The 24,751-nt window shown below is 33.6% G+C and carries 27 protein-coding genes and 4 pseudogenes; 23 read left to right on the top strand and 8 right to left on the bottom strand.

Annotated features, from left to right (window positions below; all coding sequences use genetic code 11):
- Positions 1 to 246: 246 nt before the first annotated feature.
- A complete protein-coding gene (locus ACLBWW_RS05855) occupies positions 247 to 1,119 on the bottom strand; it encodes an AraC family transcriptional regulator (RefSeq protein WP_048541112.1) in 873 nt (290 codons plus the stop codon).
- Between the two features lie 306 nt (positions 1,120 to 1,425).
- Between ACLBWW_RS05855 and ACLBWW_RS05850 the strand changes: the two genes are divergently transcribed.
- Entirely contained in the window at positions 1,426 to 2,196 is a 771-nt protein-coding gene (locus ACLBWW_RS05850; protein WP_000859659.1) for an ABC transporter ATP-binding protein, read from the top strand.
- A complete protein-coding gene (locus ACLBWW_RS05845; protein WP_048541109.1) occupies positions 2,183 to 4,132 on the top strand; it encodes an ABC transporter permease in 1,950 nt (649 codons plus the stop codon). Before ACLBWW_RS05850 ends, ACLBWW_RS05845 begins: the two co-directional genes overlap by 14 nt.
- Before the next feature lie 67 nt (positions 4,133 to 4,199).
- Here ACLBWW_RS05845 and ACLBWW_RS05840 read toward each other — a convergent pair whose 3' ends face one another.
- Positions 4,200 to 4,766: an epimerase gene (locus ACLBWW_RS05840; RefSeq protein ID WP_088110437.1), complete on the bottom strand. Its 567-nt coding sequence runs from the start codon at positions 4,764 to 4,766 to the stop codon at positions 4,200 to 4,202.
- Between the two features lie 200 nt (positions 4,767 to 4,966).
- Here ACLBWW_RS05840 and ACLBWW_RS05835 point away from each other — a divergent pair, with 200 nt between their 5' ends.
- The 11 genes and pseudogenes from ACLBWW_RS05835 to ACLBWW_RS05785 form a co-directional block, all read left to right on the top strand.
- Positions 4,967 to 5,545 carry a class I SAM-dependent methyltransferase gene (locus ACLBWW_RS05835; RefSeq protein WP_048541104.1) on the top strand — a complete coding sequence of 193 codons (579 nt, stop codon included), beginning with the start codon at positions 4,967 to 4,969 and terminating at the stop codon, positions 5,543 to 5,545.
- A complete protein-coding gene (locus tag ACLBWW_RS05830) occupies positions 5,545 to 6,159 on the top strand; it encodes a DedA family protein (protein ID WP_048541101.1) in 615 nt (204 codons plus the stop codon). Before ACLBWW_RS05835 ends, ACLBWW_RS05830 begins: the two co-directional genes overlap by 1 nt.
- A gap of 28 nt (positions 6,160 to 6,187) precedes the next feature.
- Positions 6,188 to 6,889: a response regulator transcription factor gene (locus tag ACLBWW_RS05825; protein ID WP_048541099.1), complete on the top strand. Its 702-nt coding sequence runs from the start codon at positions 6,188 to 6,190 to the stop codon at positions 6,887 to 6,889.
- Positions 6,873 to 8,381 (top strand): sensor histidine kinase, encoded by a 1,509-nt coding sequence (locus ACLBWW_RS05820; RefSeq protein WP_048541097.1) that lies wholly within the window; start codon positions 6,873 to 6,875, stop codon positions 8,379 to 8,381. The genes ACLBWW_RS05825 and ACLBWW_RS05820 overlap by 17 nt, the downstream gene beginning before the upstream one ends.
- A 112-nt stretch (positions 8,382 to 8,493) precedes the next feature.
- Positions 8,494 to 8,859 carry a YxeA family protein gene (locus tag ACLBWW_RS05815; protein WP_048541174.1) on the top strand — a complete coding sequence of 122 codons (366 nt, stop codon included), beginning with the start codon at positions 8,494 to 8,496 and terminating at the stop codon, positions 8,857 to 8,859.
- Positions 8,860 to 9,042: 183 nt separating this feature from the next.
- A complete protein-coding gene (mreC, locus tag ACLBWW_RS05810) occupies positions 9,043 to 9,804 on the top strand; it encodes a rod shape-determining protein MreC (protein ID WP_176374057.1) in 762 nt (253 codons plus the stop codon).
- Between the two features lie 542 nt (positions 9,805 to 10,346).
- Positions 10,347 to 10,469, top strand: a complete 123-nt coding sequence (locus ACLBWW_RS05805; protein ID WP_255256183.1) for a hypothetical protein — start codon at positions 10,347 to 10,349, stop codon at positions 10,467 to 10,469.
- Positions 10,444 to 12,306, top strand: a complete 1,863-nt coding sequence (locus ACLBWW_RS05800; protein WP_098047235.1) for an FtsX-like permease family protein — start codon at positions 10,444 to 10,446, stop codon at positions 12,304 to 12,306. The genes ACLBWW_RS05805 and ACLBWW_RS05800 overlap by 26 nt, the downstream gene beginning before the upstream one ends.
- An 80-nt stretch (positions 12,307 to 12,386) precedes the next feature.
- Positions 12,387 to 13,208 (top strand): peptidoglycan-N-acetylglucosamine deacetylase, encoded by an 822-nt coding sequence (locus ACLBWW_RS05795; protein WP_048541094.1) that lies wholly within the window; start codon positions 12,387 to 12,389, stop codon positions 13,206 to 13,208.
- A gap of 17 nt (positions 13,209 to 13,225) precedes the next feature.
- Positions 13,226 to 13,882 carry a YkyA family protein gene (locus ACLBWW_RS05790; RefSeq protein WP_048541092.1) on the top strand — a complete coding sequence of 219 codons (657 nt, stop codon included), beginning with the start codon at positions 13,226 to 13,228 and terminating at the stop codon, positions 13,880 to 13,882.
- Positions 13,883 to 14,027: 145 nt separating this feature from the next.
- Positions 14,028 to 14,141 (top strand): annotated as a pseudogene (locus ACLBWW_RS05785) (LPXTG cell wall anchor domain-containing protein); the annotation flags it as partial.
- A gap of 537 nt (positions 14,142 to 14,678) precedes the next feature.
- Here the strand turns inward: ACLBWW_RS05785 and ACLBWW_RS05780 are convergent.
- The 3 genes and pseudogenes from ACLBWW_RS05780 to ACLBWW_RS05770 form a co-directional block, all read right to left on the bottom strand.
- Entirely contained in the window at positions 14,679 to 14,858 is a 180-nt protein-coding gene (locus tag ACLBWW_RS05780; RefSeq protein ID WP_048541090.1) for a cold-inducible protein YdjO-related protein, read from the bottom strand.
- A gap of 229 nt (positions 14,859 to 15,087) precedes the next feature.
- Positions 15,088 to 15,303: pseudogene (locus tag ACLBWW_RS05775) on the bottom strand (Rpn family recombination-promoting nuclease/putative transposase); the annotation flags it as partial.
- Between the two features lie 44 nt (positions 15,304 to 15,347).
- Positions 15,348 to 15,806 carry a helix-turn-helix transcriptional regulator gene (locus tag ACLBWW_RS05770; protein ID WP_048541088.1) on the bottom strand — a complete coding sequence of 153 codons (459 nt, stop codon included), beginning with the start codon at positions 15,804 to 15,806 and terminating at the stop codon, positions 15,348 to 15,350.
- A 216-nt stretch (positions 15,807 to 16,022) separates the two neighbouring features.
- Here ACLBWW_RS05770 and ACLBWW_RS05765 point away from each other — a divergent pair.
- The 3 genes and pseudogenes from ACLBWW_RS05765 to ACLBWW_RS05755 all read left to right on the top strand — a co-directional run bounded on the left by ACLBWW_RS05765 (position 16,023) and on the right by ACLBWW_RS05755 (position 16,890).
- Positions 16,023 to 16,374: pseudogene (locus tag ACLBWW_RS05765) on the top strand (YxeA family protein).
- Between the two features lie 74 nt (positions 16,375 to 16,448).
- On the top strand, positions 16,449 to 16,628 hold the full coding sequence (locus ACLBWW_RS05760) for a hypothetical protein (RefSeq protein WP_002096244.1): 180 nt from the start codon (positions 16,449 to 16,451) through the stop codon (positions 16,626 to 16,628).
- A 43-nt stretch (positions 16,629 to 16,671) separates the two neighbouring features.
- Positions 16,672 to 16,890, top strand: coding sequence for a hypothetical protein (locus tag ACLBWW_RS05755; RefSeq protein ID WP_048541171.1), 219 nt, complete (start codon positions 16,672 to 16,674; stop codon positions 16,888 to 16,890).
- A 39-nt stretch (positions 16,891 to 16,929) separates the two neighbouring features.
- Here the strand turns inward: ACLBWW_RS05755 and ACLBWW_RS05750 are convergent, their stop codons facing one another.
- The gene (locus tag ACLBWW_RS05750; RefSeq protein ID WP_098203655.1) at positions 16,930 to 17,913 is read right to left on the bottom strand and encodes an Rpn family recombination-promoting nuclease/putative transposase; all 984 of its coding nucleotides are present in this window, start codon (positions 17,911 to 17,913) and stop codon (positions 16,930 to 16,932) included.
- Between the two features lie 151 nt (positions 17,914 to 18,064).
- On the opposite strand from ACLBWW_RS05750, the pseudogene ACLBWW_RS05745 reads away from it, so the two are divergent.
- A pseudogene (locus ACLBWW_RS05745) lies at positions 18,065 to 18,184 on the top strand (DUF7003 family protein); the annotation flags it as partial.
- Between the two features lie 69 nt (positions 18,185 to 18,253).
- On the opposite strand, the gene ACLBWW_RS05740 reads toward ACLBWW_RS05745, so the two are convergent.
- Together ACLBWW_RS05740 and hpt are read right to left on the bottom strand one after the other, a co-directional pair.
- A complete protein-coding gene (locus tag ACLBWW_RS05740; protein WP_048541084.1) occupies positions 18,254 to 19,156 on the bottom strand; it encodes a diacylglycerol/lipid kinase family protein in 903 nt (300 codons plus the stop codon).
- 86 nt (positions 19,157 to 19,242) lie between these two features.
- Entirely contained in the window at positions 19,243 to 19,770 is a 528-nt protein-coding gene (gene hpt, locus ACLBWW_RS05735; protein ID WP_001047287.1) for a hypoxanthine phosphoribosyltransferase, read from the bottom strand.
- A 161-nt stretch (positions 19,771 to 19,931) separates the two neighbouring features.
- Between hpt and ACLBWW_RS05730 the strand changes: the two genes are divergently transcribed.
- The 6 genes from ACLBWW_RS05730 (at position 19,932) to ACLBWW_RS05705 (ending at position 24,611) form a co-directional block, all read left to right on the top strand.
- Positions 19,932 to 20,147: a hypothetical protein gene (locus ACLBWW_RS05730; protein WP_048541082.1), complete on the top strand. Its 216-nt coding sequence runs from the start codon at positions 19,932 to 19,934 to the stop codon at positions 20,145 to 20,147.
- A gap of 183 nt (positions 20,148 to 20,330) precedes the next feature.
- Positions 20,331 to 20,660: a hypothetical protein gene (locus ACLBWW_RS05725; RefSeq protein ID WP_048541080.1), complete on the top strand. Its 330-nt coding sequence runs from the start codon at positions 20,331 to 20,333 to the stop codon at positions 20,658 to 20,660.
- 176 nt (positions 20,661 to 20,836) lie between these two features.
- Complete coding sequence (locus ACLBWW_RS05720) at positions 20,837 to 21,325, top strand: LPXTG cell wall anchor domain-containing protein (RefSeq protein WP_048541079.1); 489 nt, start codon at positions 20,837 to 20,839, stop codon at positions 21,323 to 21,325.
- Between the two features lie 89 nt (positions 21,326 to 21,414).
- Positions 21,415 to 22,035 carry a class D sortase gene (locus ACLBWW_RS05715; protein ID WP_048541077.1) on the top strand — a complete coding sequence of 207 codons (621 nt, stop codon included), beginning with the start codon at positions 21,415 to 21,417 and terminating at the stop codon, positions 22,033 to 22,035.
- A 39-nt stretch (positions 22,036 to 22,074) separates the two neighbouring features.
- The gene (locus ACLBWW_RS05710) at positions 22,075 to 22,764 is read left to right on the top strand and encodes a response regulator transcription factor (protein ID WP_048541075.1); all 690 of its coding nucleotides are present in this window, start codon (positions 22,075 to 22,077) and stop codon (positions 22,762 to 22,764) included.
- On the top strand, positions 22,761 to 24,611 hold the full coding sequence (locus tag ACLBWW_RS05705; protein WP_048541073.1) for a sensor histidine kinase: 1,851 nt from the start codon (positions 22,761 to 22,763) through the stop codon (positions 24,609 to 24,611). The genes ACLBWW_RS05710 and ACLBWW_RS05705 overlap by 4 nt, the downstream gene beginning before the upstream one ends.
- Positions 24,612 to 24,751 lie beyond the last annotated feature (140 nt).

Below are 24,751 nucleotides of genomic sequence, written 5' to 3'. Positions count from 1 at the left end.
TATATTCCTCCTAAAAAAACAATTGTAGTTATAGTGTATCATGTGTTTCAAGTCTTTTCATTATGTTGAAATGTAGGCTAATAAACAGTATAGGTCAAAAGTGTGAAAAGTAAAAAGGTTATGGGTACAATTTATAATTATTGGTACAGCGAGACTAATGATGGGATATTCCTACGTCGCTTATAAAAAGAACTAAAAATATAAATAAAAGCTGCTTTTCCTTTTAAGGAAGAGCAGCTTTATTTTTTATTTCTTCAAAACCGGTATCCAAATTTCACTTTTAAAGTTTGGAGAGGATGTATCTTTCTGTTCATTCCACAATATTTCTGGTCCTTCTGCTAGTTCATAGTTTGAGGAAGGAAACCATTCGGAATAAATGCGTCCCCATACATTTTGTAATGTTTCAGGAAATGGACCGACAGCTTCAAATACGGCCCACGTTGAAGCTGTGACTTCAAGTTGTGCGAATTGCTCTGGACAATCTTCCGCCCTAGCTACTCCAATGTAGTGATCGAGTTCTCCCTTTTCCTCCATTCTTCCTTCAGAAAAGTTAGTAGAAGCACTAATGATTCCATTCGGTTCCATGTTTGAAAGTGACTTTAACATTTGAATGGACTCTGGATTTAAACTTTTCCACATAGAAGCAATTTCTTCATTTACACCGTTAAATACAATTGGTACGCGTTTTTGTATACCAATAATTCGAAATGGTTCTTTTTCTTTAATTCGATAATTCATTTCATTTCCTCCTTGAATCGATAACTGGAAGGTCATTGGTGAATAAGCTTTCAAAGAACGAATTGTACTTCGAGCTTCTGAAGGTGTTATACCGTGTAAGTTTTGAAAGGCACGTGTAAAGGAATCGGGTGAGTTGTACCCATATTTGATAGCGACATCAATGACTTTTGCATTGCTATCTTTTAGTTCAAAAGCAGCAAGAGTAAGACGTCTACAGCGAATATATTCTGATAGTGATACGCCAGCGAGAAAAGAAAACATTCTTTTAAAATGATATTCGGAGCAGAAAGCTATTTTTGCGACTTCTTTAAAATCAATTTCGTTTGTAAGGTTGTTTTCAATATACTGCATTGCCGCATTCATGTTTTTAAGTGAATCCATATCATGACCTCCTTGTTAAATAGAATAGCAGGAACAAAATAGCTCCATCCGACATTTCATGCACAACTTTGTAGGGGACATTTTTAACCTTACAAAATTGTAATGTTCCTGTAAGGAGAATGAATGGATGGCATGATATCCCAATGTTATAGTAACAAAGTACTTTCGTTCAGTAGGTTAAATTTTGATTTCTCTACTTACCGGCCTTACATAACTGTCATGTTTGTGTAAGAAACATCGATAGTGGCAAGAGTAGAGAGTGTATATAGTTGAAAATAGAGAATAGAAGAAATGAGGGATGTCGAGATGAAAACAGTGTTAGAAGCAAAAAATATTGAAAAAGTGTATGACACGGGTGGTAATAAATTTGCAGCGTTAAAAGGTATAAACTTACAAGTAAAAGAAGGTGAGTTCGTTGGAATTATGGGACCTTCTGGTTCGGGTAAGACGACTTTACTAAACGTTCTTTCTACAATTGATAATGCGACGAACGGTGAAATTTTAATTGATGGAAAAGATATCGTGAAGATGAACGATGATAAGTTAGCGTTATTCCGCCGCGATCATTTAGGGTTCATTTTCCAAGATTATAATTTATTAGATACGTTAACGGTAAAAGAGAACATTGCCTTACCTCTTGCGTTATCAAAGGTGAAAGCAAGTGAGATTGATCGCCGCGTTCTTGAAATCTCAAAGAAATTCGGTATTGATCATATTTTAAGTCAGTTCCCATATCAAGTGTCGGGCGGACAGAAGCAGCGCTGCGCAGCATCGCGTGCGATCGTTACAAGTCCTAGTATGATTTTCGGGGACGAGCCGACTGGAGCGCTTGATTCTAAATCAGCGACAGATTTACTTGAAAGTATGAAGTCGTTAAATGAATATGATAATTCTACAATTTTAATGGTAACGCACGATGCGTTTGCGGCGAGTTACTGTAAACGAGTTATTTTTATTAAAGATGGTGAGTTATATAAAGAATTGCACCGCGGTGAATCAACACGTAAACAGTTCTTCCAAAAAGTCGTTGACGTAATGTCTTCTATTTCTGGAGGTATGGCTGATGACCTTATCTAGCATTGCCCTCCGCAACATACAGCGGAATTTTAAAGACTACTTTGTATATTTTGCATCTATGATCTTTAGTATCGTCATTTATTTTACATTTAAGGCGTTGCAGTATAATTCACAAATGGAAAAAGCTGCGGAAGCTTCTAAAAAAATTAGCGGTGCATTTCAAGTTTCAAGTGTCATGCTAATTATTTTCGTAGCGGTGTTTATTATATATTCGAACGGTTTCTTTACACGAAAACGTAAAAAAGAAGTTGGGCTATATTCCTTATTAGGCATTCGTAAAAGACAAATTGGTAAAATGCTGTTTTATGAAAATATGTTAATGGGATTAATGTCTTTAATTATCGGAATTGCGATCGGTAGCGTTCTTTCAAAACTATTCCTTGAACTACTAATAAGTATGATGGGAATAAACTTAAACGTTCATTTTGAAATACCGATGGCCGCAGTTATTGATACAGCACTTATTTTCTTTGTGATTATTTTGTATACATCACTTCAAGGATATCGTTTAATTTATCGCTTTAAGCTAATTGAACTTTTCCGAGCGGAACGCGAAGGAGAAGCAATGCCAAAAGGATCTGTCATTATGGCGTTAATTTCAGTTTTCTTAATCGGCTCAGGTTATTTCTTAGCGTTAATGTTTATGAAGGCAGTTATGTATGCAAACTTTATGGTAGTTGCACTTTATATATTACTTGCAACAGTATTAGGTACGTATTTACTATTTATGTTCTTTACAGTATTCGTATTGAAACGTGCAAGAAATAATAAGTCAGCGTTTTATAATGGTATGAATATGATAACGACGTCACAGTTACTATACCGTATTAAAGGAAATGCAAAGTCACTTGCGACAATATCTATTTTAAGTGCAGTGACATTAACAGCGGTTGGTACGTCAGTTACGATGTATTACAACACATTTACGCAATCAAAAACATCCATGCCATACAGTTACTCTTATGAGAAAAAAGATGCAGAATTGGATAAGAAAGTAAATGCAATTCTTGTGGAGGAGAAGCAGGATCACCCTGTTAAAGATCAATTTGAAATTGAAACGGTTCCTGTCAAAGGGAAGTTCGAAGGAGATAAAGTTGATTTCATTCTTAATATGAATTACACGATTTCAGAGAAATATCAGTTTATATCTCAATCTGAATTCAACAAACTTGCGAAAAAAATCGATGCTGAAACAGTGAATATAGCTACTGGCGAAGCATTTATATATGATAGTTCTTATATGGAAGGGTATGAGTTTAGCCCTGAATATAAAGGAAATAAAGCGGTATTCCAAATTGGAAATGAAACGAAGACATTGACGATCCAAGGTGTAAATAATACTGCAATTACGAACTTAGGTGAATTAGTTGTTGTCGTTCCAGATGAAATGTATGCACAAGCGAAGCAAGCATTTGGAACACGTGTTGTAAAAAATATTGATGTAAAAGATGAAAGAAACAGTAAAGTATTAACAGAAAAATTAACAAAAGTGATGCCAGCTGGTGAATCAGAAATGGCACCAACATTTAGAGACTTCTACACTGGTTTCCATATGGGACTTGAAGCAACTGGATTAATGATGTTCATCGGACTATTCTTAGGCTTAGTCTTCCTATTAGCGACAGGCTCCATTATTTACTTCAAGCAGCTTACAGAAGCAAGTGCTGACCGTGATCGTTACATTGTCCTTCATAAAGTTGGTGTAACGAAACAAGAGATGAAGAAAGCTATTGCAAAACAAGTGAGCTTTATCTTTGCAATTCCACTAGTAATCGGAATTCTACACAGTTTGTTTGCATTAAAAGGTTTAGGAAACATACTACCATTTGAAATTATGGTTCCGCTTCTAATTAGTATCGGAGTATATAGCATTATTTATATCGGATATTACTTCTTAACAGTTCGTTCTTATTATAAGATTGTGAGTGCGAAGTAATGCAAGAGTTGTTTTTATCTTAGTAAAAAAGCATCCGACTAACATGTTAGTCGGATGCTTTTTTTGTCTATACGTGAGCTTTATTTTCGTCCGAACTATCAAACATGTCCATTACTTTAAAAATACCTTCCAATAGCAAGGTACATAAAATAGCGAAAATTAATACGGCATGAGGTGATAATTCAACTGATGTGAAGTTAAGGTCTGCCAACCAAAAGTAACCTACATAAAAACTTAGAAATGTGCTAACAGCCGAAAGTGTAAATCCTAAAAATCCTAATTCCTTTAATTTTTCCTCAGATAATTTACATAAACGTAAAACAATAGAGAAGAGAATTCCTACTATGAAAAATCCCATACATAATGCGAACAATGATATTATGCTTGGATATTTAATTTCATCAGGTATCCACTTTTTCATTCCCACTATTAAAAAGGTAGGGACAAGAATAGGCAATAAAAGTGGTAGCACTATTTGTATAGCTGCAAATAATGCATTTGATTTATTATCGTTTTGATTATTCATAAAGCCTCCAAAAATGATTTCTATACTAATTCCAAATATCTTAGAGGATTCTAACATAAAAATAGTAACTTCGCTATACAAAATCGGAGTAGGATCATGATCATTCATGGTAAATAAACAAGCTGACTTATTTGTATATGTTTGATTCGCTTATCTTTGGAATTCAATTTTTTATGTTTGTTTATAGTAAAGATGAAGATTTTCTTCATCTTCATAAAATCTTAAGAATTCCCCTCAATATTTGTTAAGAAACGATAGTTATACTTAAACACAAGTTAAAAACTATTGAACGAATGGAGAGAGAGTATATGCAGCTCATAACATTCTTAACTGAATTTATAAAACATCCGAAACATATTGGTGCGGTTGTACCGAGCTCAAAAATATTAGGAAGGAAAATGGTAGATGTAATTGATTTTAATAGAGCGAAATGCATTGTAGAGCTAGGGCCTGGTACAGGAGCTTTTACGAAAGAGATTATGAAGAGAAAGAAGAAGGAGACAATATTTCTTCTTGTTGAAATTAATGAAGTATTTTTTAAAGAGTTAAAGAGAAAATTTAAAGATGAGCAGAACGTGATTGTTATACACGGCTCAGCTGAAAATATAAAGAAGTATATGGAAGAGTTCGATATAGAATGCGTTGATTACGTCTTATCGGGATTACCTTTTACTTCTTTACGAGAAGAAGTTTCAAAGCGCATTTTAAACAATGTAATGGAGGCGATACATGAGACAGGTGAATTTATTACATTTCAATATTCACTTGTAAAAAAGGAATTTATACAGCATTTCTTTCCTGAAATTACGCTAGAAAAAGTGTGGCTTAATTTCCCACCAGCATACATCTTTAGCTGTAAAAAAGAGCTAAGGAGAGCATATGCATAATGGAGTTACATGAATTAATGTCATACATTGAGCAGTATGGTTATTGGGCACTATTTTTTTGTTTATGGCTTGGTATTATTGGTATGCCGATTCCAGATGAAATGATTGTCATGAGCGGTGGATTTGTATCATCAATGGGGATATTAAGTATGATTCCAGCCTTTTTATTAACGTATTTAGGTGTTGTATCAGGTCTTTCTTTAGGGTATATACTAGGGAAAATGTTTGGCATAAAAGTGCTTAATAAAGTGATGAAAAAGAAAAAAGCAAAGTACCTTTTAAAATCACAAGAGATAGTAGAGAAATATGGTCATTATGCATTAGTAATAAGTTATTTTATCCCCGTTGTGAGACATATCGTACCGTATTTGGTTGGAATGAATAATATGTCATTTAAAACGTATGCATTGTATTCCTATATGGCAGGACTTGTTTGGACGCTAGCTTATTTTATGATGGGCTCTGTATTCGGAAAACAGATAGAAACGATTGTAACACTTGCGACGAAATATGGGATGTATTTAGGCGGGGGCATTATGATCATTACTATCATTTCTTATGTGTACATTCAAAAGAGGAATGCAGTAGTGAGTGAAATAAAGCAACATTCATAGTTTGGTAAATGATGCTGGAGGAGATTTTGTGAGTAAAGGAACGATACTTATCGTGGACGATGAGAAGGAAATTAGAAAACTTATCACTATCTATTTGAAGAATGAAGGTTACGAAGTATTACAAGCTGGAGATGGTGAAGAGGGTTTAGAAATAGTAAAGAGAAGAGACGTGCATCTAATCGTCCTTGATATTATGATGCCGAAAATAGATGGTATTCATATGTGTATGAAAGTGAGAGAAATAGCGGAAATGCCTATTATTATGCTTTCGGCAAAAACGCAAGATATGGACAAGATTTTAGGATTAACAACTGGCGCAGATGATTACGTAGCCAAACCATTTAATCCACTGGAACTCATTGCTCGTATTAAATCACAACTTCGGAGATATATGAAAATGAGCGGGACAAGTGTACAGGATGAAAATGAAATAGAAATTGGAGATATGAAAATTAATATAGTAACACGGCAGGTCATTATTGCAAATAAAGAGGCGAAATTGACACCGAGAGAGTTTGAGGTATTAGAATTGCTTGCACGAAATCAAGGAATGGTATTAAATGCAGCACAAATTTATGAAAGAGTATGGAAAGAGCAAGCTTTCCAATCCGATAATACTGTGATGGTACATATTCGGAAAATACGTGAAAAGATAGAGGCGATTCCAAGGAAGCCTCGGTACATTAAAACGGTATGGGGAGTTGGCTATAAGATTGAGAAAGATATTTGAACCGATAATATGGATGAATCAAGTTTTTAAAAAAATGATAGGTAAAATAGTGAGTTATTTGGAAAAGAGCATACGGATACAGCTAATGGCTACATTTACTTTTTGTACGTTACTCGGGGTATTAGTAGGATGGTCTTCATCTTCTTTTTTCGAGGATGCGAATAAAATTTCTATCATTGATTATGCATCAGGTATGGAAGCCATTGATGGACAGACACAAAGGCTTGTTGAAAGTATAACCGAGGAAGGTAAGGAAATTAATATACAAGAATTGCTTGATCAATTGAATCACCAAAATCAACTGAAGATTTTAATAATAGATGAGAATGGGAAAGTCGTTTATAAAACAAAGGGAGCGCCGGAAGAACAAATCAATCTTCATGAGACGATGCGTAATGTGATGGATTTTAAAATGGATCAAGTACGATATGTAGAGGCGCAAAGTTTAATTCAAGATGGAACTGAACAAAAGCGTAAGGAGTTTACAACTTTTTATCCGGTTACTGTTAATACGGAAAATATGTATATCATTGCAAGTGGTATACCACAAGGAAATGTGAAGTATATAGTGAATGATAGCAGCCCATTTCCATCTTTACTAGGTTTTATCACTTTTATACTATCTTTCTTTTTTATAACGAAAAGGAAGATGAATCAGATTGAAGCGATGGCAGAAGGAGTAAGGGAGTTTTCGAAAGGTAATTTACAATATAAAATCAAACAGGCAGGTCAAGATGAAATAGGTTTATTAACTTCTAATATTAATCAAATGGCAGAAAAGCTTTTGGCTAATATAGAAAAGGAAAAACAAATAGAGAAGCAAAAAAGTGAATTGATTACAAATGTATCACATGATTTAAGAACACCACTTACTTCTATTATGGGGTATTTACGTTTACTAGGTGATGCGAAATATGAAAATAAAGAACAGCATGATGAGTATATAAAAATTGCCTTTTCAAAATCAGAGCAGTTGAAGATGTTAATAGAAGATTTGTTTGAGTATACAAAACTAACAGATGAAAATATGGCGTTAGATTCGCAAGAAGTGTGTATAAATGAACTACTTGATCAATTAATAGAAGAGCTAGTACCACAAGCGGAGGAGCATAATCTTTCTTTTGTAAAAGAATTTCAGGAAGATCGTATATATGCTGTGGTGGACTCAGAAAAAATGGTACGTGTGTTTGAAAATCTTTTAATAAATGCAATTAAATACAGTATAGATAAAGCAGAAATTCGGGTTTTACTTCAAAAAGAAGAACAGCATATCAAAATTTCTATAGCGAATCATAGTGAAGAATTCACAAAAAAAGAATTAGAGAATTTGTTTGAGCGTTTTTATAAAAAAGATCAATCGAGAAGTAGAGCTGTAGAAGGTTCAGGATTGGGGCTTGCAATTGCAAAAAGCATCGTTGAATTGCACAAAGGAGAAATTCGAGCAGAATATGAAAATGGGGTTATTCAATTTATTATATTATTGCCAGTTTAATTAGAAGAGCATTAGGGAATTTGGTTACATTTTAATACGTAATAGTGCCGTAATTGATTTAGAGGAAGTCCTTTAAGTGGAAGTATCTGAGAAGAGGAGAATAGAAAGTTTCATGAAAAAAATAAGTGCGTTTATCGTATTGATTATAGTTGGAGTTACATTGCTTATAGTGAAGGGGGGGCCGATTGTAGATCAACTCAATCCATTTATTAAAGAAGATATTTATTATGCTGTTGTTGATAATGATGGTAAATATGGAGCTGAAAATAAAGGTTTTGCTAGATGGGAATATAAATTCAAAGGATATAATGAATCTGGTCAAGAGCAAAAGATTGCGATGACTGCTTCGAAACATTTAAGAATAGGAGCATATTTAAAGATTAGATCGAAAGGAAGTTATGGTATGAAATGGGAAGAAGTGCAGGGTGATGAAATACCAGCTAAAGCGAAAGAAAAAGTAACAATAAAACATATTTAGTTATAGAAATGATAAGTTGAACGATCAAGGTTCGAATGCAGTGGCAGTATATGATAGTTTCTAAATTTTTTATAAAGAAAATAAAGTTTATCTGAACTTTATCTAAACTCCATTTCTTCTGTATACAATCACTAGTATTCTATAGTGTGTGGATAAAAAGTGGTAAGGAGTAGCAGGATAATTATGCAAGTTTCTAAGAAGAAAATATTATTATTCCTTTCAATTGTTCTATTTGCTTTATTGATGATGTATGTATGTACGAATAATAGACATGTACAAAATATTATTCACAATATAGAAGACATCTATAAAGTATATAGAGAGAATCAGGTATTGAAAGGGAAAATTGAACATCAAGAATCGTTAAAGAGTAAAGTGCAAATATTAAGTGAGGAGAAAGAAAACCTTACTAAACTTATCAACAAAACGAAAGAATTAAAGGAACAAGGAAAATACAATTTAATTCAAGCTACAGTAGTAACTCGTGTAGCAGAAGAGTGGTATGGAGAAGTCACTATTGATAGAGGAGCACAACATGGTGTAAAGGTTGATATGGCTGTTATTACAGTGGACGGTTTTATCGGAAAGGTAGGGAGTATAGATCAATATACATCTGTTGTGAAATTAATTACGAATGATGAACGAACGAATCGTTTAGCAATCACCCTTCAAAATAATTCATCCATTTTAGGATTTGTTACAGGGTATGATAAGAAAAAACAGGCTCTTCGAATTGATAATATTCCATCAGATAAAGCGAAAGAAATAAAAATAGGTGATAGTATTATTACCTCTGAATTGAGTCAGAAAATACCACCTGGCCTTGAAGTAGCAGAGGTGATAGAGCAAGAACCGGATCAATATGGTCTTGCTTATATTATTTATGCAAAACCAAAGGCGAATTTATATGATTTAGAAGATGTAATTTTAATAGAACCTAAATAATAGTTTTATGTAGTGCCTTTGAGAGGTGAATTAGAAACGAAGAGAAGGAACGTAAAATAAAGAGTAAGAGGGATAAGGAAAAGTAAAACGGTACCAAATTTAATAATATATGGTTATATATTTATAATTTTTTTATTTTATCTTTATCTTATCTTTATCTCGGACAATTATAATGAAGAGGTAAACTGATGATAAGTGCAAAGTTATTAAGTATTACAGTGGGGCTTTTTTTTTGTACATTTTTAATATTAATTATTTATATAACCTCTTAAATAGGCTAGAAAACCTATTTAATATCCTTCGACTTTATATGTGTAAATATATTATTTGAGCGTGAGAATATTGATGTCAAAAGGTATATGAATCGGATTATAAAATGTTTGATTTGCATATTGTAATGTTTTTTCGGGAGTGTACATTACAAAAATGTAAGGATAATGTAAGAGGAATCAATATTGCTGTTTGTAGGGAAAAGATAAAATGATAGTTAGTGGCTATGAAAATAGCATGATCGCAGCACTAGTCAAATGACAGGAGGCAATATGAAAACTTTAATATTTGAAGAGAACGTTGTACAAAGAGGGTATAGTAAAAAGATGAATGTAGTACACCACACTGTAGAGAAGGTGGGTGTAGAGTGTGTTATTAAAACTTTCTATTTCTAGTATGAAAAAAATGATTAAGGATTATATCGTTTTATTAATAGGTCTTGTCATCTCAATTTCTATTTTTTATATGTTTCAAACGCTTGCGTTAAATAAAGAGTTTACAATGAATAACAGTATTATTGGTTCAATCGTATTTGTATTTCAAATAGGATCGATTTTGGTGGCGTTTATTACATTCTTTTATATTTTTTATGCAAACTCGTTTCTTCTCTCACTCCGGCGGAAAGAACTCGGCATGTATCTTGTTTTAGGGGCCAAAAAGAGTAAAATCAGCCAACTTTTATTTTTTGAGACATTGTCTATGGGAATGATTTCACTAGCATTAGGGAGTGTATTCGGAGCTATTCTTTCAAATTTCGTTAGCAAATTTCTAACGAAACAATTGGAAATTTCAGCGGAAGGTTATCAAGCATTTTATGGTCCTGCATTCAAAATAACATTTATATTCTTTAGTGCGTTATTTCTACTTACATCCGTTGTGAATGCCATTCGTATAGCACTTAAAACAGAACTAGATTTAATTCGTACAGAGCAGCAAACGGAGCGCATACGAATAAAAGGACCAGCCACAATATTGTTACTCTTATGTAGTTTGCTAGGACTAGGTGTAGGATATTATTTTGTAATCTTCGTAGGAATAAAAGATGCTGGTGCCATTATGCTTCCATTATTCACGATTACAATTGGAACATACCTTATATTTATTTCACTCTTACCTATGATTGTTAATAGGCTAAAGAAAACGCGCTATTTAAATGAGAAGAAATTAAATGCATTTACATTTGCACAATTGCAGTTCAGGGTAAGTAGTTTGGCGAAAATATTAGGAACGGTAACGATGCTAATTGGACTAGGTGTGGGGGCAATGGCTGGTGGCATGTCTTTACAGAAAAATGTAATCCTTTCAGCAGAAAAAATGTCAGGGTATGATATTACAATTCATGATCCAGAAGCAGCGGATTATAAAGCTATGGAAAAAATGAAAATTGTAGATAAAAAACAATATAAATATAAAGTTGATAATGAGGCTGTTTACTATTTAAAAGAGGAATTATTAGCGAATCCTCCACTGTTGTTCGGAAAGAAAGAGACAACACATATTTTTGAACAACTTCCATCTTCGAGCTATAGGATGTTTAAGGGAGAGGAAGTTGATCCATCTAGTTCTACGTTACCGCTGAATTGGGATAAGAGTATGGATAGTGATTTTAGATCGAATATTTCTGTATATGATCGAAAAACTGTCTATATCGTCGACGAAAACCGGTATGAAGCAATTCAAGGTAATGAGCATATGTTTTTTATTGCTAAAATCGATAATATTTTACGGTATAAGACAGAGTTGAAAGAGATAGATAGTCGTCAAATCGAAAAAATAGCCGCTGCTATTAATAAGCCTAAGGAAGACGTATATTTACCAACAAACTATGGTGATTATGAATCTATGCTCGTCTTCTCAAAAGGAACTTCCTTTATGGGATTCTTTTTAGGTCTTGCTTTTTTAGCTATGATGGCAAGTTGTTTAATGTTTAAGATTCTTTCTGGAGCTACGAAAGATATAGGGCGGTATGAGATGCTCCGGAAAATTGGGGTACGTAAAGAATTACTTATACAATCTATGTATAAAGAATTAGGCATTGTATTTTTATTTCCAGCTATATTGGGTCTTATACACGTTTTGGTAGGAATGAATATATTTACATTTGTTAAGTTTTTTGTAAATCCATATGTGAATATTGGACTTCCGATTTGTATATTTTTAATCATTTACGGTGTCTACTATTTGATCACTGTTCAATTATATAAGAGGATTGTGCTTCCAAAGGAAAAATAGAATGGATGCCGGGGAAAGGGGTAAAAAACTAGAGTAATATTTTTATAAGTAAGTAATGGACGTAGAAAGGAATTAATAGAATGGGGAAACTGTTAAAGGTAAAGAATATAGTTGTAATGATGGTAGCTATAGTTGTAGTGGGAGGGACTTTTTTTGCATTTCAAGCGATAACTTCACCTGCAAAAGCGATAGCAAATCAAGAGAATCCAGTTCAAAATGCAAATGAACAAATAAAAGTGGAGATGAATAAGGTTGCACCAACGCAATTTAATGGTCAAACTAGGAAAATTGCCTATCTTACTTTTGATGACGGACCAGGAAAATATACGGCACAGTTACTAGACATATTAAAGGAAAATGATGCAAAAGCAACATTTTTTCTAATTGGTCAAAATGTAAAATCATACCCTGATTTAGTAAAACGAGAAGAAGCGGAAGGACACTACGTTGGTATGCATAGTATGACGCATAATAATAGAAAATTATATGCCCAAGGTGGCTACGTAGATGAAATGAAAGAGGATCAAGGCTTAATTGCTAGTATTCTCGGACATGCCCCAAAACTAACACGCCCACCATATGGTTCAAAGCCAGGATTACACGAAGAACTTCGTAATAAAGTTGTAGAAAATGGTCTTAGAGTATGGGATTGGACAATTGATTCATTAGATTGGGAATATAATAGTATATCAATTGATACTGCGAAAGCGAAAATTGTTCAAAATGTACTTGCTAGTGCGACAAATCCGAAAGAAGTTATTTTAATGCACGATATTCATCCGCAATCTATCGCTGCAGTACCGGCTATTATTAAAGGTTTAAAAGAAAAAGGGTATGAATTTGAAGCATATCATGAAGATGATCATTTCCCCTTGAACTTTATGCATGATAAACGAATGTAACATAGGAGGAATTGACATTGACTTATAAAGCGTTAACGATTACCGGAATTATATCTATAAGCTTATTGACAGGGTGTTTTGGCGCAAAGCCAGAAGCAGAATTGTACGTCGCATTTGAAAATGCAACGAAGCAAGAAAAGGCGGTTTCTGCAGATGCGAAAAAACTAGAGGGTTTAGAAAAACAAGGTCAAGAGTTATACAATCAAATTATAAATGATGGTAAAGATAGTAACCAAGCAATTATGCCGAAGATAGAGCAAGCTACAAAAAGCATGGACGAACGTGAAAAAGTATGGAACAAAGAAAAAGAAGCTTTTGAAAAAGCACAGGAAGTAATAAAATCAGTTCATAAAACTATAGATAAAATGGAAGATCCTGCTCTTCAAAAACAAGCAAAAAATATACAGGATATTTATAAAAAGCGCTATGCATCTTTTAATAAGATAAATGATTCGTATCAAAAGTTAATGGAATTTGAAAGAGAAGTATATAAAAGCTTAGGCGAAAAAGAAACGAACTTAAAAAAGATTAGTGAAAAAATTAAAGGTGTAAATCAAATGAATGAGAACATTCAACGAGAAAAAGAGAAATTTAATGGATTGACAAAAGAATATAACAAAGAGAAATTAGATTTTTATAAACAAGCGAAAATTAAAATTAAAGATGAGAAGTAAATACTTTATTCTTATATCATTTAATCTTATTTATTAAGTACAAAAGGAAAAAATCAAAAATAAAAGTTTGTTTCTTACTCAAAAATAGAATATAGAATTCAAGGGTCTCAAACTATTATAGTTTGGGGCTTTTTAATAGTCTTAAGGAGAAAAACTACCAAATACAGTATCAAATAGCGTAATAATGATGATGCTAAGTGCATGTCTTGTAGCGTTAGGATCTGTATTTGGATTTACTCGTCGTAAGATTCAAGCATAAAATTTTGTATGAGCCTATAAAAAATTGTCCTTCCGAAAGAGGTGTAGTATGTAATCCTAGATATAAATCTAGTAAAAGGTTATATTAGAGTGTTTTGAAACCATATAGAAATGATTGTAGCGAATTGATCTAATGAATATAGGCGTATAAAATATGATGTAAGATTTTCCGATATTTTACTTTTGTAAGAGAGGATACGTTATGTTATTGATTCTTAGCATCATTTTGATAGGAATTATGACCGGGATGAAAGTAGTAATTTCTTTGATAGTAGAGGTACAGAGAAAAAAGGTTTTTATGTATATTGTCTTAAGGGGAATGAGAGAACTCGAAATGGGAATTCTGCTCCTTTTTATTCAAAATGTAATTTATTTTTTAGTAAAGAATGATAGTTGGAATGAGTTTGAGATATTGAAAAAGCTTTGCGAGGATACGCAAAACTTTTTGTATAGTTTATTTGCTTTCGATGCACATTGTAAATAAGGAGAAAGAGAATCCTCTATGTTTCAGTTTATAGAAGGTGAAGAAGGGAATTTATTATATCTTTTGTAATAAGCGTTCGCTGCTTTCCATATCGCTTTTACATAACGGACATTTCGGTTCTGCTTCTAATGCAAAGTTTTTACGCATCCATCCACGGCAGTTTTCTTCTAGGCATTCCCATACAGCAATTGCTTCTGGTTCTACTACAGGTTTATCATTTTTTCTCCAATACATGTGATCGCTCCCTTAAATTGAAAAGTTTTTCAGAAAAACAAAAAAGGTTGTTAACGATTTTGTTAACAACCTTTTTTATATTAGTTCATTATACTTTATTTTTTGAAAAAATGCGAAGGTTAGTAATTGTTAAAGTATAGCAAAATAAGGATTATATAAGCTGAGGATTATAAATCATCGTTGAAAGCTTTGGTAATCATTCAATTTGATACAGTGTATACCGGCAACCTTCTCGGTGTTTTTCTACATCTTCTTCATGCCATTGTTTTGTTAACTTTGGAATTTCTATGTCATCACTTAGGCGTTTTTGCTGTTGTGTCTTCCATAGTATGCTTGTTGCATGGAAGACTTTTTGTTTTGAAAACATTATGAAGTTTAATAAATTTATCCGGCATAAATGGGTAAGTAGGGATCCCACCTCAAAATTTGGTTGGAGCGAAGAAGTTAGGTGGGAGTCGGGCTGCCCGGAAAAGCCCGATTAGTTGAACTTTATTGAGATGTTTTTGCCATTTCCATAAATCGCTTTTCAATTTCATCCAATTCGAATGAATGGCATATTCTGCGGTCTTCTTTATCTAAAATTCTATAATGTTGAGATAAAATATTTTGTTGTATTTGGTAACCATTTAATTCTTTTATTTGTCGCCACCACATTTTTCCTCCTAACGTCTTCGGGAAGGTCGTATTGTAATGTGTAAAAGCGATTGTTTTTATAATTTCATTCACATCATCCCCAAATGTCATCTGGACTGTATCGCTCTGTTCGAAGAGTGTTACGACGCAAACTGCACCTGACCATGTTAGCGTGCGTCTTCCTTTTTCAATTTCTACTAATGTTTTCTTCGATAAACCAATAACTTCTGACATTTTTTCTTGTGACAAATCGTTCTCAACACGAATGAGTTTTAATTTTGAATTAACGAGTTCAATAAATTCTTGTTTATCCATAATGCAGCTCCTTTTTTCTTGTGGTGTAAAATTACACCATGGATGTGATTTTGTCAATGGTAGTGTGAAAAGTTACTTTTTGCTGTTTGGATCTTTCTAATTAATATTTCACTTTTAGTTTAAGGAGATGTTAAGAAACCGTATGAGTTTTTATTAAGAAATACGCTCTATACTTAGAAACATCTTAAAGAAAACATAATGAAAGGCGGAATATAGATGAAAAGGTTTATTTTTGGAGCATTACTTGTTATCGTCGCAGGAGCGGCATATTTATTAAACGGGAGTGCTGCGATTGATAGAATGAATCCATCCATTCCTTGATTTAGAATATCGTTACGCAATTATTGATACAGATGAAAAAGAGTTAGGTGGAAATAAAGGGTTTGAATATACAGTTACAGCTTATGATGAGAATGGAGATAAGAAAGAAGTAACAATTGATGGAGTAGATAAATTACAAAAAGGCTCATACTGGCATGTCATTACGAGAGGTAAGTTTTTACATGATAAAGTAGAAATAGAGGTAGATAAAATTGCTGATGGCGCGAAGGCGAAGTTAGGATTATAAAGATAAAACCGATTCTCAATAAGGAAATTGGTTTTGTTATTTTATGGTAAAATATAAAGAGGGGAGTGAGGGTTATGCTACTCATCGTTAGCCTTATATTAATTGGGATTATGTGTAGTATGAGAGTCGTATCTTTACAGATGATAGAACGACAAAGGATAGAAGAGCGATATGTATATTGTCCAAAATGTGATGCGAAAATTCGGAGAGGAAATTCTGCTCCTTTTTGTTCGAAATGTAATTTAATATTTTAACTATAGGAAATCCGAAATCATTTTGTATGGTTTCGGATTTTTTATGTTGAAAATAGAAGAAATAAAGAGCGGAAAAAAATTTGAAAAAGGAATTGAGTATACGAATATTATTGAAGGATATCCCATTATTATGAAGTATTTCGTAGAGATAGATCGAGAAGTTTTGAGGGTGTTATTACCTGATGAAAGAGGGATTCTTTCTACTATGCTAGAGTGTAATGAATGTTATAAGACTAAATTGGATGATATCGAGAAAAGTTAATAAAAAAGAGCTTGAAACAACTCAAGCCCTTTTTTATTACTATTTATGTCCTAAGATGTGTTCAACCTCATGCACACTTAATTTACTTGCTTTAGCAATCGTTTCAAGTGGTATACCAAGATCATACATATTTTTAATCATTTGAATTTTCCCCTGTTGGACTCCTTCTTTTCGACCTTTTTCAATGCCCTGTTCAATGCCTTTTTCAATGCCTTTTTCAATGCCTTTTTCAATGCCTTGTTTCATCCCTTGTTCCATTCCTCTTTTTATTCCTTCTGTCTCTGCATGGGCGAATTTTGCTGCTTCATCCATTAAAACTTTCTCCCTTGCATCATAGGCTTGTCGGAAAGAAGAATCTTGACTCATACGTTCCCATTTATTTATCGCTTTTTGTAAAATAGGGTCTTGGTTCATAGCAATATCCTCCAATAGTTTAGTTAAGTGCTCATCCTCATTGGCTGAAAGCAATAAGAGCCAACGAACAAATGGATCTTTCCACGGATTTACTTTTTCTTCATGCCATTGTTCAGTTAACTTTGGAATTTCTATAATGTGGATTTCTATGTCGTCACTCAGGAGTTTTTGTTGTTGTGTATTCCATAATATGCTCGTTGTATGGAAGGCTGGGTGTTCCGAAAACATTACGAAGTTTAGTAAGTTTATGGTGATGGTTTTGTGAAGTGCACTGTAGGGCATCCCTTTTTGTAGTTGAGATGTGTATAGTCTTCCCCAATAATATAAACTGCGTTTAACCATATCGTGATTATTATTGAGTTGTATTTCTACATTGACTTTTGTTCCTGTGTCTAATGTCGCTGAAATGTCTAAAATAGATAACTTATCTTCTTCATATTCCCTGTGTAAATGTGGATCTTCTAGTTGTAGAGAAGCAATGGGCGACTCTAAAGACTCTTGTAACATAGCGTTTAAAAATGCAATTAGAATATCTTCACTACCATTCGTACCAAACAATTGTTTAAATGCAAAATCAATGCGTAAATTAACTAACTGTTGGTTGAACAAAGTTTGTCCTCTCCCTTATATGAAGGTGCTTCTTTCCTTCATTGTATCTAAAAAGAACTAGGGCATGCAAACAGGAAAGTTTGCTATTTTTTTAGCAATATTATTAGAATGTCGCAAACAAATATGTCTATGTTATACTCTACTGAAAATTGAATTCTTCCAATCAGTAGCGGCTGCTATAGAGAAGAAAGATCCAAGTGTTATTGTGAATAAGGATTCTAATACGCACTGGAAAAATTGGGTGGAGTTTGATTACGAAAACTCATATTAAAAATGAAAGAGTAGACTAAAACCTTTCTAAGGAAAAAGACGAGCTAACATATCAGCTCGTCTTTTTGTATTACACAACCGCAGGATTATAAATCATCGTAAAGTGTCCTGGTAATAATTCAATGTGACAAGGTGTATGAAGCGAACTTTCTCCATCTGTATCTACTTCTTTTTCTTCTTCTGTTTCGATATGAATGGATTTCGCTTTTACGTGGAAGATGTCATTTTCATTTGAGTCTTCAAATAGTTTCTTTCCGATGTAATCTTTAAATGCTTGAATACCTGTTGATTTGACTACGAAAATATCAAGTGTTCCGTCATCACATTTTACGTTTGGAATAAAGGACGGGATACCGCCAAGATATTCACCGTTTCCAACTATAACAAGGACGGCTTCGTCTTCATATACTTGTCCATCGTACGTAATTTTTACGGGGAATGTTTCAGCATTTTTGACAGTTCGAATGGTGCTTAAATAGTAACCAATTTTCCCAAGCTTTGCTTTCTCTTCCGCATCGATATTGTTTGATACTTCAGAGACAAGTCCAATGCCCCAGAAGTTTAAGAAGTGTAGGTCATTTGCTTTTGCGACGTCAACTGGTTTTACATGTCCTTGTGTAATAAGTTTTGCTGCTTCTGCAATGTTTTGCGGAACGCCTAGAGTACGAGAGAAGTCATTGCAAGTTCCGCCTGGAATGATTGCAAGTGTAGGTCTAGTTTCAAGAGGTGCTAAGCCATTTGTGCATTCAAATACAGTGCCGTCACCACCAAAGACGATAATTAAATCTACTTTACTAGCAAACTCTTGGCAATATTTTGTTGCATCACCTTGTTTTTTCGTATGAAGGATATGTAGATCAGGAAAAGCTGCGGCAAGAGGTGGTACAATTTTCGTTAAATTTGTATGTAAGTCACCTTGACCAGCTTTCGGATTTACGATGAGGAGTACTTTTTCAAATTTTGTCTTTGTCATTTTTATTCTCTCCCTTTGTCTTTTACGAATCGTGATAGAAAATAAACTTCCACCAGTAATTGATGGTGGAAGTTTATTCTATTATATTATTCCGTTACAACTGAAGCGATAAATGGTAAGTTACGATATTTTTCTGCGCAGTCGATACCGTAGCCAACGATAAATTCGTCTGGAATTTGGAAGCCAACATATTCAGCTTTTAAGTCCACTTTACGACGCTCAGGTTTATCAAGTAACGTACAGAATTTCAATGCTTTCGGTTTATGCATAAAGAAGTGATCTTTTAAGAAATGAAGTGTTAAACCAGAATCGATAATATCTTCTACGACAATTACGTTTTTTCCAGTAATGTTTACATCAATATCTTTTAATAGTTTTACTTTTCCAGTTGTTTCTGTTTGATTTCCGTAGCTAGATGCAGAAATAAAGTCGATTGTTACATCGTTTTTAATGTGACGAATTAAATCGGCAGCGAATACGAAAGATCCTTTTAATACAGCGATTACTACGATTTCTTCTCCTTCAAAGTCACGTTCGATTTGAAGTGCTAGTTCTTTTACTTTTTCTTGTAATTGTTCTTCAGAAATTAAAGTATCTTTTATTTCAAGATTCATTGGAGTCCTCCTACAGTGTAAAACTTGTGAACATTTCGACTGTAAAGGAAAGAAGGGGAAAAGTCAAAGAAGATATAAGTTTTTTACAGAAATCCCCACAAAATAGTCAGATGATATGATATACTGATCATATAAAGAAAACGCTTCCAAAAAGGGTGATTATGATGAGAAAGAAAGAGTATACAAGTGCAACATTTATAAAAGCATTACTTTTAACAATTGTTCTTGGTAGTTTGGCTTACATAATTGATGTACCAGCGATTCGAATTTCACTAATTGGAATGACTTTAGTATTAGGCGCAATTTCCCACGGTATGATGTCACAGCTACAAGAAGCTGGAGTGGATCATATGAAAGATCATATAGATAAGAAATGAGAAACCTTCACGTATAGAGAGTGAAGGTTTTTTGTTTCTTACAAAAATGTAAGGTAGTTGTAAGGCAAATCGATAGTTGCATAGTAGTGTTTTGGATAAACTATAAGTGTAAGGTAAAAGGCAAGCATATTTTAGGTAAATTAAGTTTTAGGCACTCTATATGTGAAAAAGGAGTAGGAGGGCATGGAGAAACGTTGGACGACCTTTTCTTTTTTAGCAACTAGCAACACCGTAATGCTAGCTGGCGAAATGGATTTTTTGCACTTGTTTGATCGAGAAGACGATCATTCTTCTAAATTTACAATGAAATGGAATAAATGGAGCGAAAGTTGTAGGTTGGAAGAAGAGGCCCCTAACGAAGAGCAAAAGATTATTTTGACAAACCCTATTAAAGCGTGGGTTGTTCAACGTCGTAAGTGTAACGTCAAAAATCACTTAAAGAAAACTGAGCCGAGACAATTAGTTATCGCTCCGGCCCGTTCTACTTCTAAATCACGCGAAAGTAACATGTAAATATTGAGACACACACCCGAAAAAACATCGCATATATTGCGATGTTTTTTATTTTTCTACAATGAAATCTTTAAATGAAATATATTTCATCTGCATCTTATATTTATATCTCTTGTTTATTCTAGTGATACATCCGATGCGAGTTGATGTGAATAAAATATAAGGAGAGAATGAAGATGAAAAAGAGACTATTACCAATTTGTGCAATGGCACTTTTAACAGTAGGATATTCTTCAGTAGCGAGTGCGGATACTGGAACAGTAACAAAGGAAGAACAGGCGCAACTGCAGCAAGATAAAGCGAAAAAAGAAGCAGTGATTAAAGAACAGCAAAAAAGTGAAGAAGAGAAAAAGCGAATAGCGCAAGAGCAGTTGAAAAACGATAAGGCGAAAAAAGAAGCATTGATTAAGGAACAACAAAAAAGTGAAGAAGAGAAAAAGAGAATAGCACAAGAACAGTTGAAAAATGATATGGCAAAAAAAGAAGCAGCACAAGTACAACAAAAAAATGGTGCGGTAAAAAAAGAAGTAGCGAAGCCAGCTGTACAAGGTGAAAAATTACCAAACACAGCATCTAATAATGTAGCAATGATGGCACTAAGCGCATGTCTTGTAGGGATAGGGACATTATTTGGCTTGAAACGTCGCAATAAAGTTAAGGCGTAAATAAAATATTGTCCTATAAAGAATGGAATAATTTCATATATTAAAAATGGTAGGTTATTCCTACCATTTTTGGCATGGAGGGATGAAACATGAAGTTACTCAATTATATCGGTATCATATTGATGGCTATAGGACTATTTATGGGATCATATTATGCTATGGAATGGTATAAAGGAAAAAGCTCTGCTCAGCAACTAACGAAGGAAGAAATAAAGAGTCTTAACAATATACAACATGATCAACTTTTACATGAAACCCCCGTAACTTCTCAAGTGCCTTCTTCTCAAACAGAGCATAAAGAAGGAGAAAAGGTAGCACTGTTACATATACCGAAAATAAAGAAGAAGTTTTCTGTATATTGGGGAGCGGATGATGCAACGCTGAAAAAAGGGGTTGGAATGTTCGTTAGTGATGTAACGACAACGCCATCTGGAGGGGGCCATACTGTACTAAGTGGGCACCGGGATACTGTCTTTACAGATTTAGGAGAGTTAAAAGAAAAAGACACTCTTGTTTTAGAGTATGATAATAAAACGTACACATATGAAATTCAAAAGACGTGGATTACCCATGCGGATGATCGCACTGTTATTATAAAAAAAGAAGAATCGATATTAACACTAACGACTTGCTATCCATTTGATTATATAGGGGATGCACCAGATAGATATATTATCGAGGCGAAGTTAACAGCTAGTTATTCAAAATGAAGTGATAGTTTCTGAAAGCGGAAGGGGGATACATAAGTTATGTCAAAAAACATTTTAATTGTGGAAGATGAAGATATTTTGCGTGAAATATTAAAAGATTATTTTCTGAGCGAGCAATATGTGGTGTTTGAAGCAAGAGACGGGAAAGAGGCTTTAGTTGTATTTGAGGAAGAAGAGGTTGATTTAGTTATTTTAGATATTATGTTGCCAGAACTTGATGGATGGTCTGTTTGCCGAAGGATCCGTAAAACATCCGAGGTTCCTATCATTATGCTGACGGCACGTGTCGATGAAGATGATACGTTACTTGGATTTGAACTTGGGGCGGATGACTATGTGACGAAGCCGTATAGCCCACCAATTTTATTAGCAAGAGCGAAAAGGCTGTTAGAAAGTAGAAAAGTAACGAAGCAACTTCTAGAGAATGAAGATGATATATTATCCATCCATGGTATTCACGTCCACTTCCCATCGCGCACTGTTACGGTAGATAGGACAGACATTAATTTAACACATACTGAATTTGAAATATTAGCGTATTTCATGAAAAATCAAGGGATTGTTTTAACGCGAGAGCAACTCATTTCAAGAATTTGGGGATATGAATTTGCTGGTGACGATCGAACGGTTAATAGTCATATTCGTAATTTAAGAAATAAATTAGGAGAGAAAGCAAAGTGCATTACAACTGTAGTACGAACAGGTTATAAATTTGAGGGGAATGTATGAGAAAGGGGATTGTACTAAAATTATTTGCCCTCACAACAGCATTATGTATGTTAATTTTAGCGACGATATTTATTGGACAAACGATATTTTTTAAACAATATTATGCGAATCGAAAAGTAGAAGATATTAAAGTGAATTTAAATTCCTTTGAGAAGAATTATTTGAATTATGCAGGAAGTGCAGAAGGAATTCAGAAGCTGGAGCAAGATTTTTTAAGAGAAAATAATACGTGGATTACAACGTTAGATCAGAATGGGAATTTAAAACATGCGGATGATTTTTATTTTGAAGTAACGATAGATCGTAGGCAACAAAAGAGCTTTGGACAACAAATATTCAAAATTCCTTTATATAATCTCATCAATATAGAGGAGATTGATAACAAATCATCAGAGCATTTTTTAGGACAAGAGATTTATTTTTCTGGAGTGAAAAAAGAAGATAGTTTTATTCCATTCTCTTTCTCATTAGGTAAGCAAAATTTAAGTGGATCTAATAAACCGTTAGAAAAAGCATTTAAGGAGAAAATGAAATTAGATGAGGAGAAAAGGAGAGCTGCTGGGGAGCAACTTGCTAAGGAAAAGAAACCAGCTGTCCAGGAAGAATCTGCTCAAGAATTAGATGCTTACATAAGTGGGCGTGTTACGAAAGTTCAGCTTCCTGATGTAACAGGTCCTATAAATCCAATTTATAAAAATAGTATCTTCTTAGATAACATAAAAGAATTTCAAACTAATTTATTATTAAAAGAGAGCAAGCACATACAATATGCAATACAAACAATGGACTATGAAAAAAATGATATTAAATATAAATTATTAATCAAGCCAACAAAAGAAAAAGATGGATCAGTAACTTATATATATGCGATGGCTTCTTTACAGCCTGTAGATGAAGCTGTACAAATGGTGCAAGATTACTACATTTACATCATTGCATTTGTAGTTGTTCTTATTTTTCTAGCGTCATTCTATTATTCAAAACAAATTGCAAAGCCGTTATTAAAAATAAATGATACGACGAAGAAAATAGCGCATTTAGATTTCACAGAACAAATACCAATTACTTCAAAAGATGAAATTGGTGATTTATCGAAAAATATTAATGTATTATCCAATAAACTCCATTCCCATATTGGACAGCTAGAACAAGATATTGAAAAGGAAAGAAAATTAGAAAAGACGCGGAAAGAATTCATTTCTGGTGTTTCGCATGAACTAAAAACACCGCTGAGTATTATGAAAAGCTGTATTTCTATTTTAAAAGATGGAGTAGCTGAGCATAAAAAGGAGTATTATTTTCAAGCGATGGAACGGGAAGTAGATAAAATGGATACATTAATTTTGGATATGCTGGAGTTAGCTAAATTTGAGTCAGGCACATATAAAATGAAAATGGATTCATTTTATATCGATACAGTAATGGAAGATATATGTGAACACCTTTCTGTAGAAATAGAGAAAAAAGAACTTCGTGTTCATAAAAATATAGGTCCATTTGAAGTAGTCGCAAATCAAGGACGGATTGAACAAGTGATCGTGAACTTCATTACGAATGCCATACGTTATACACCAAATAAAGAAGATATTATCATTTCTACAATAGATGAGAAGGATCGTATAAAAGTGTGTATTGAAAATAAAGGCACTCACATTGAAGAAGAGCAATTAGATAAAATTTGGGATCGTTTTTATCGCGTGGATGCAGCTCGCCAGCGTTCACAAGGTGGAACTGGGCTTGGTCTAGCTATTTCTAAAAATATTTTAGAATTACACGAAGCTGAATATGGGGCAGAAAATACAAAAGATGGTGTATTATTTTACTTCTATTTACCGAAAAAAGCGTAGACAATGTAATCTACGCTTTTTTAATTTATTTTCATATTATCTTTACCTAATCTTTATTTTTAAGCGATATAATCTGGTTAGAAAATGAGGTTATGTAAGGAGTCGATGAACCGTGCATAGCAATTGGCTAAGTATAATGG

This window comes from Bacillus sp. M5A3_1b (assembly GCF_053345335.1).
The sequence above is the reverse complement of the archived record's forward strand: the minus strand, read 5'-3'. Positions and strand labels throughout refer to the sequence as shown.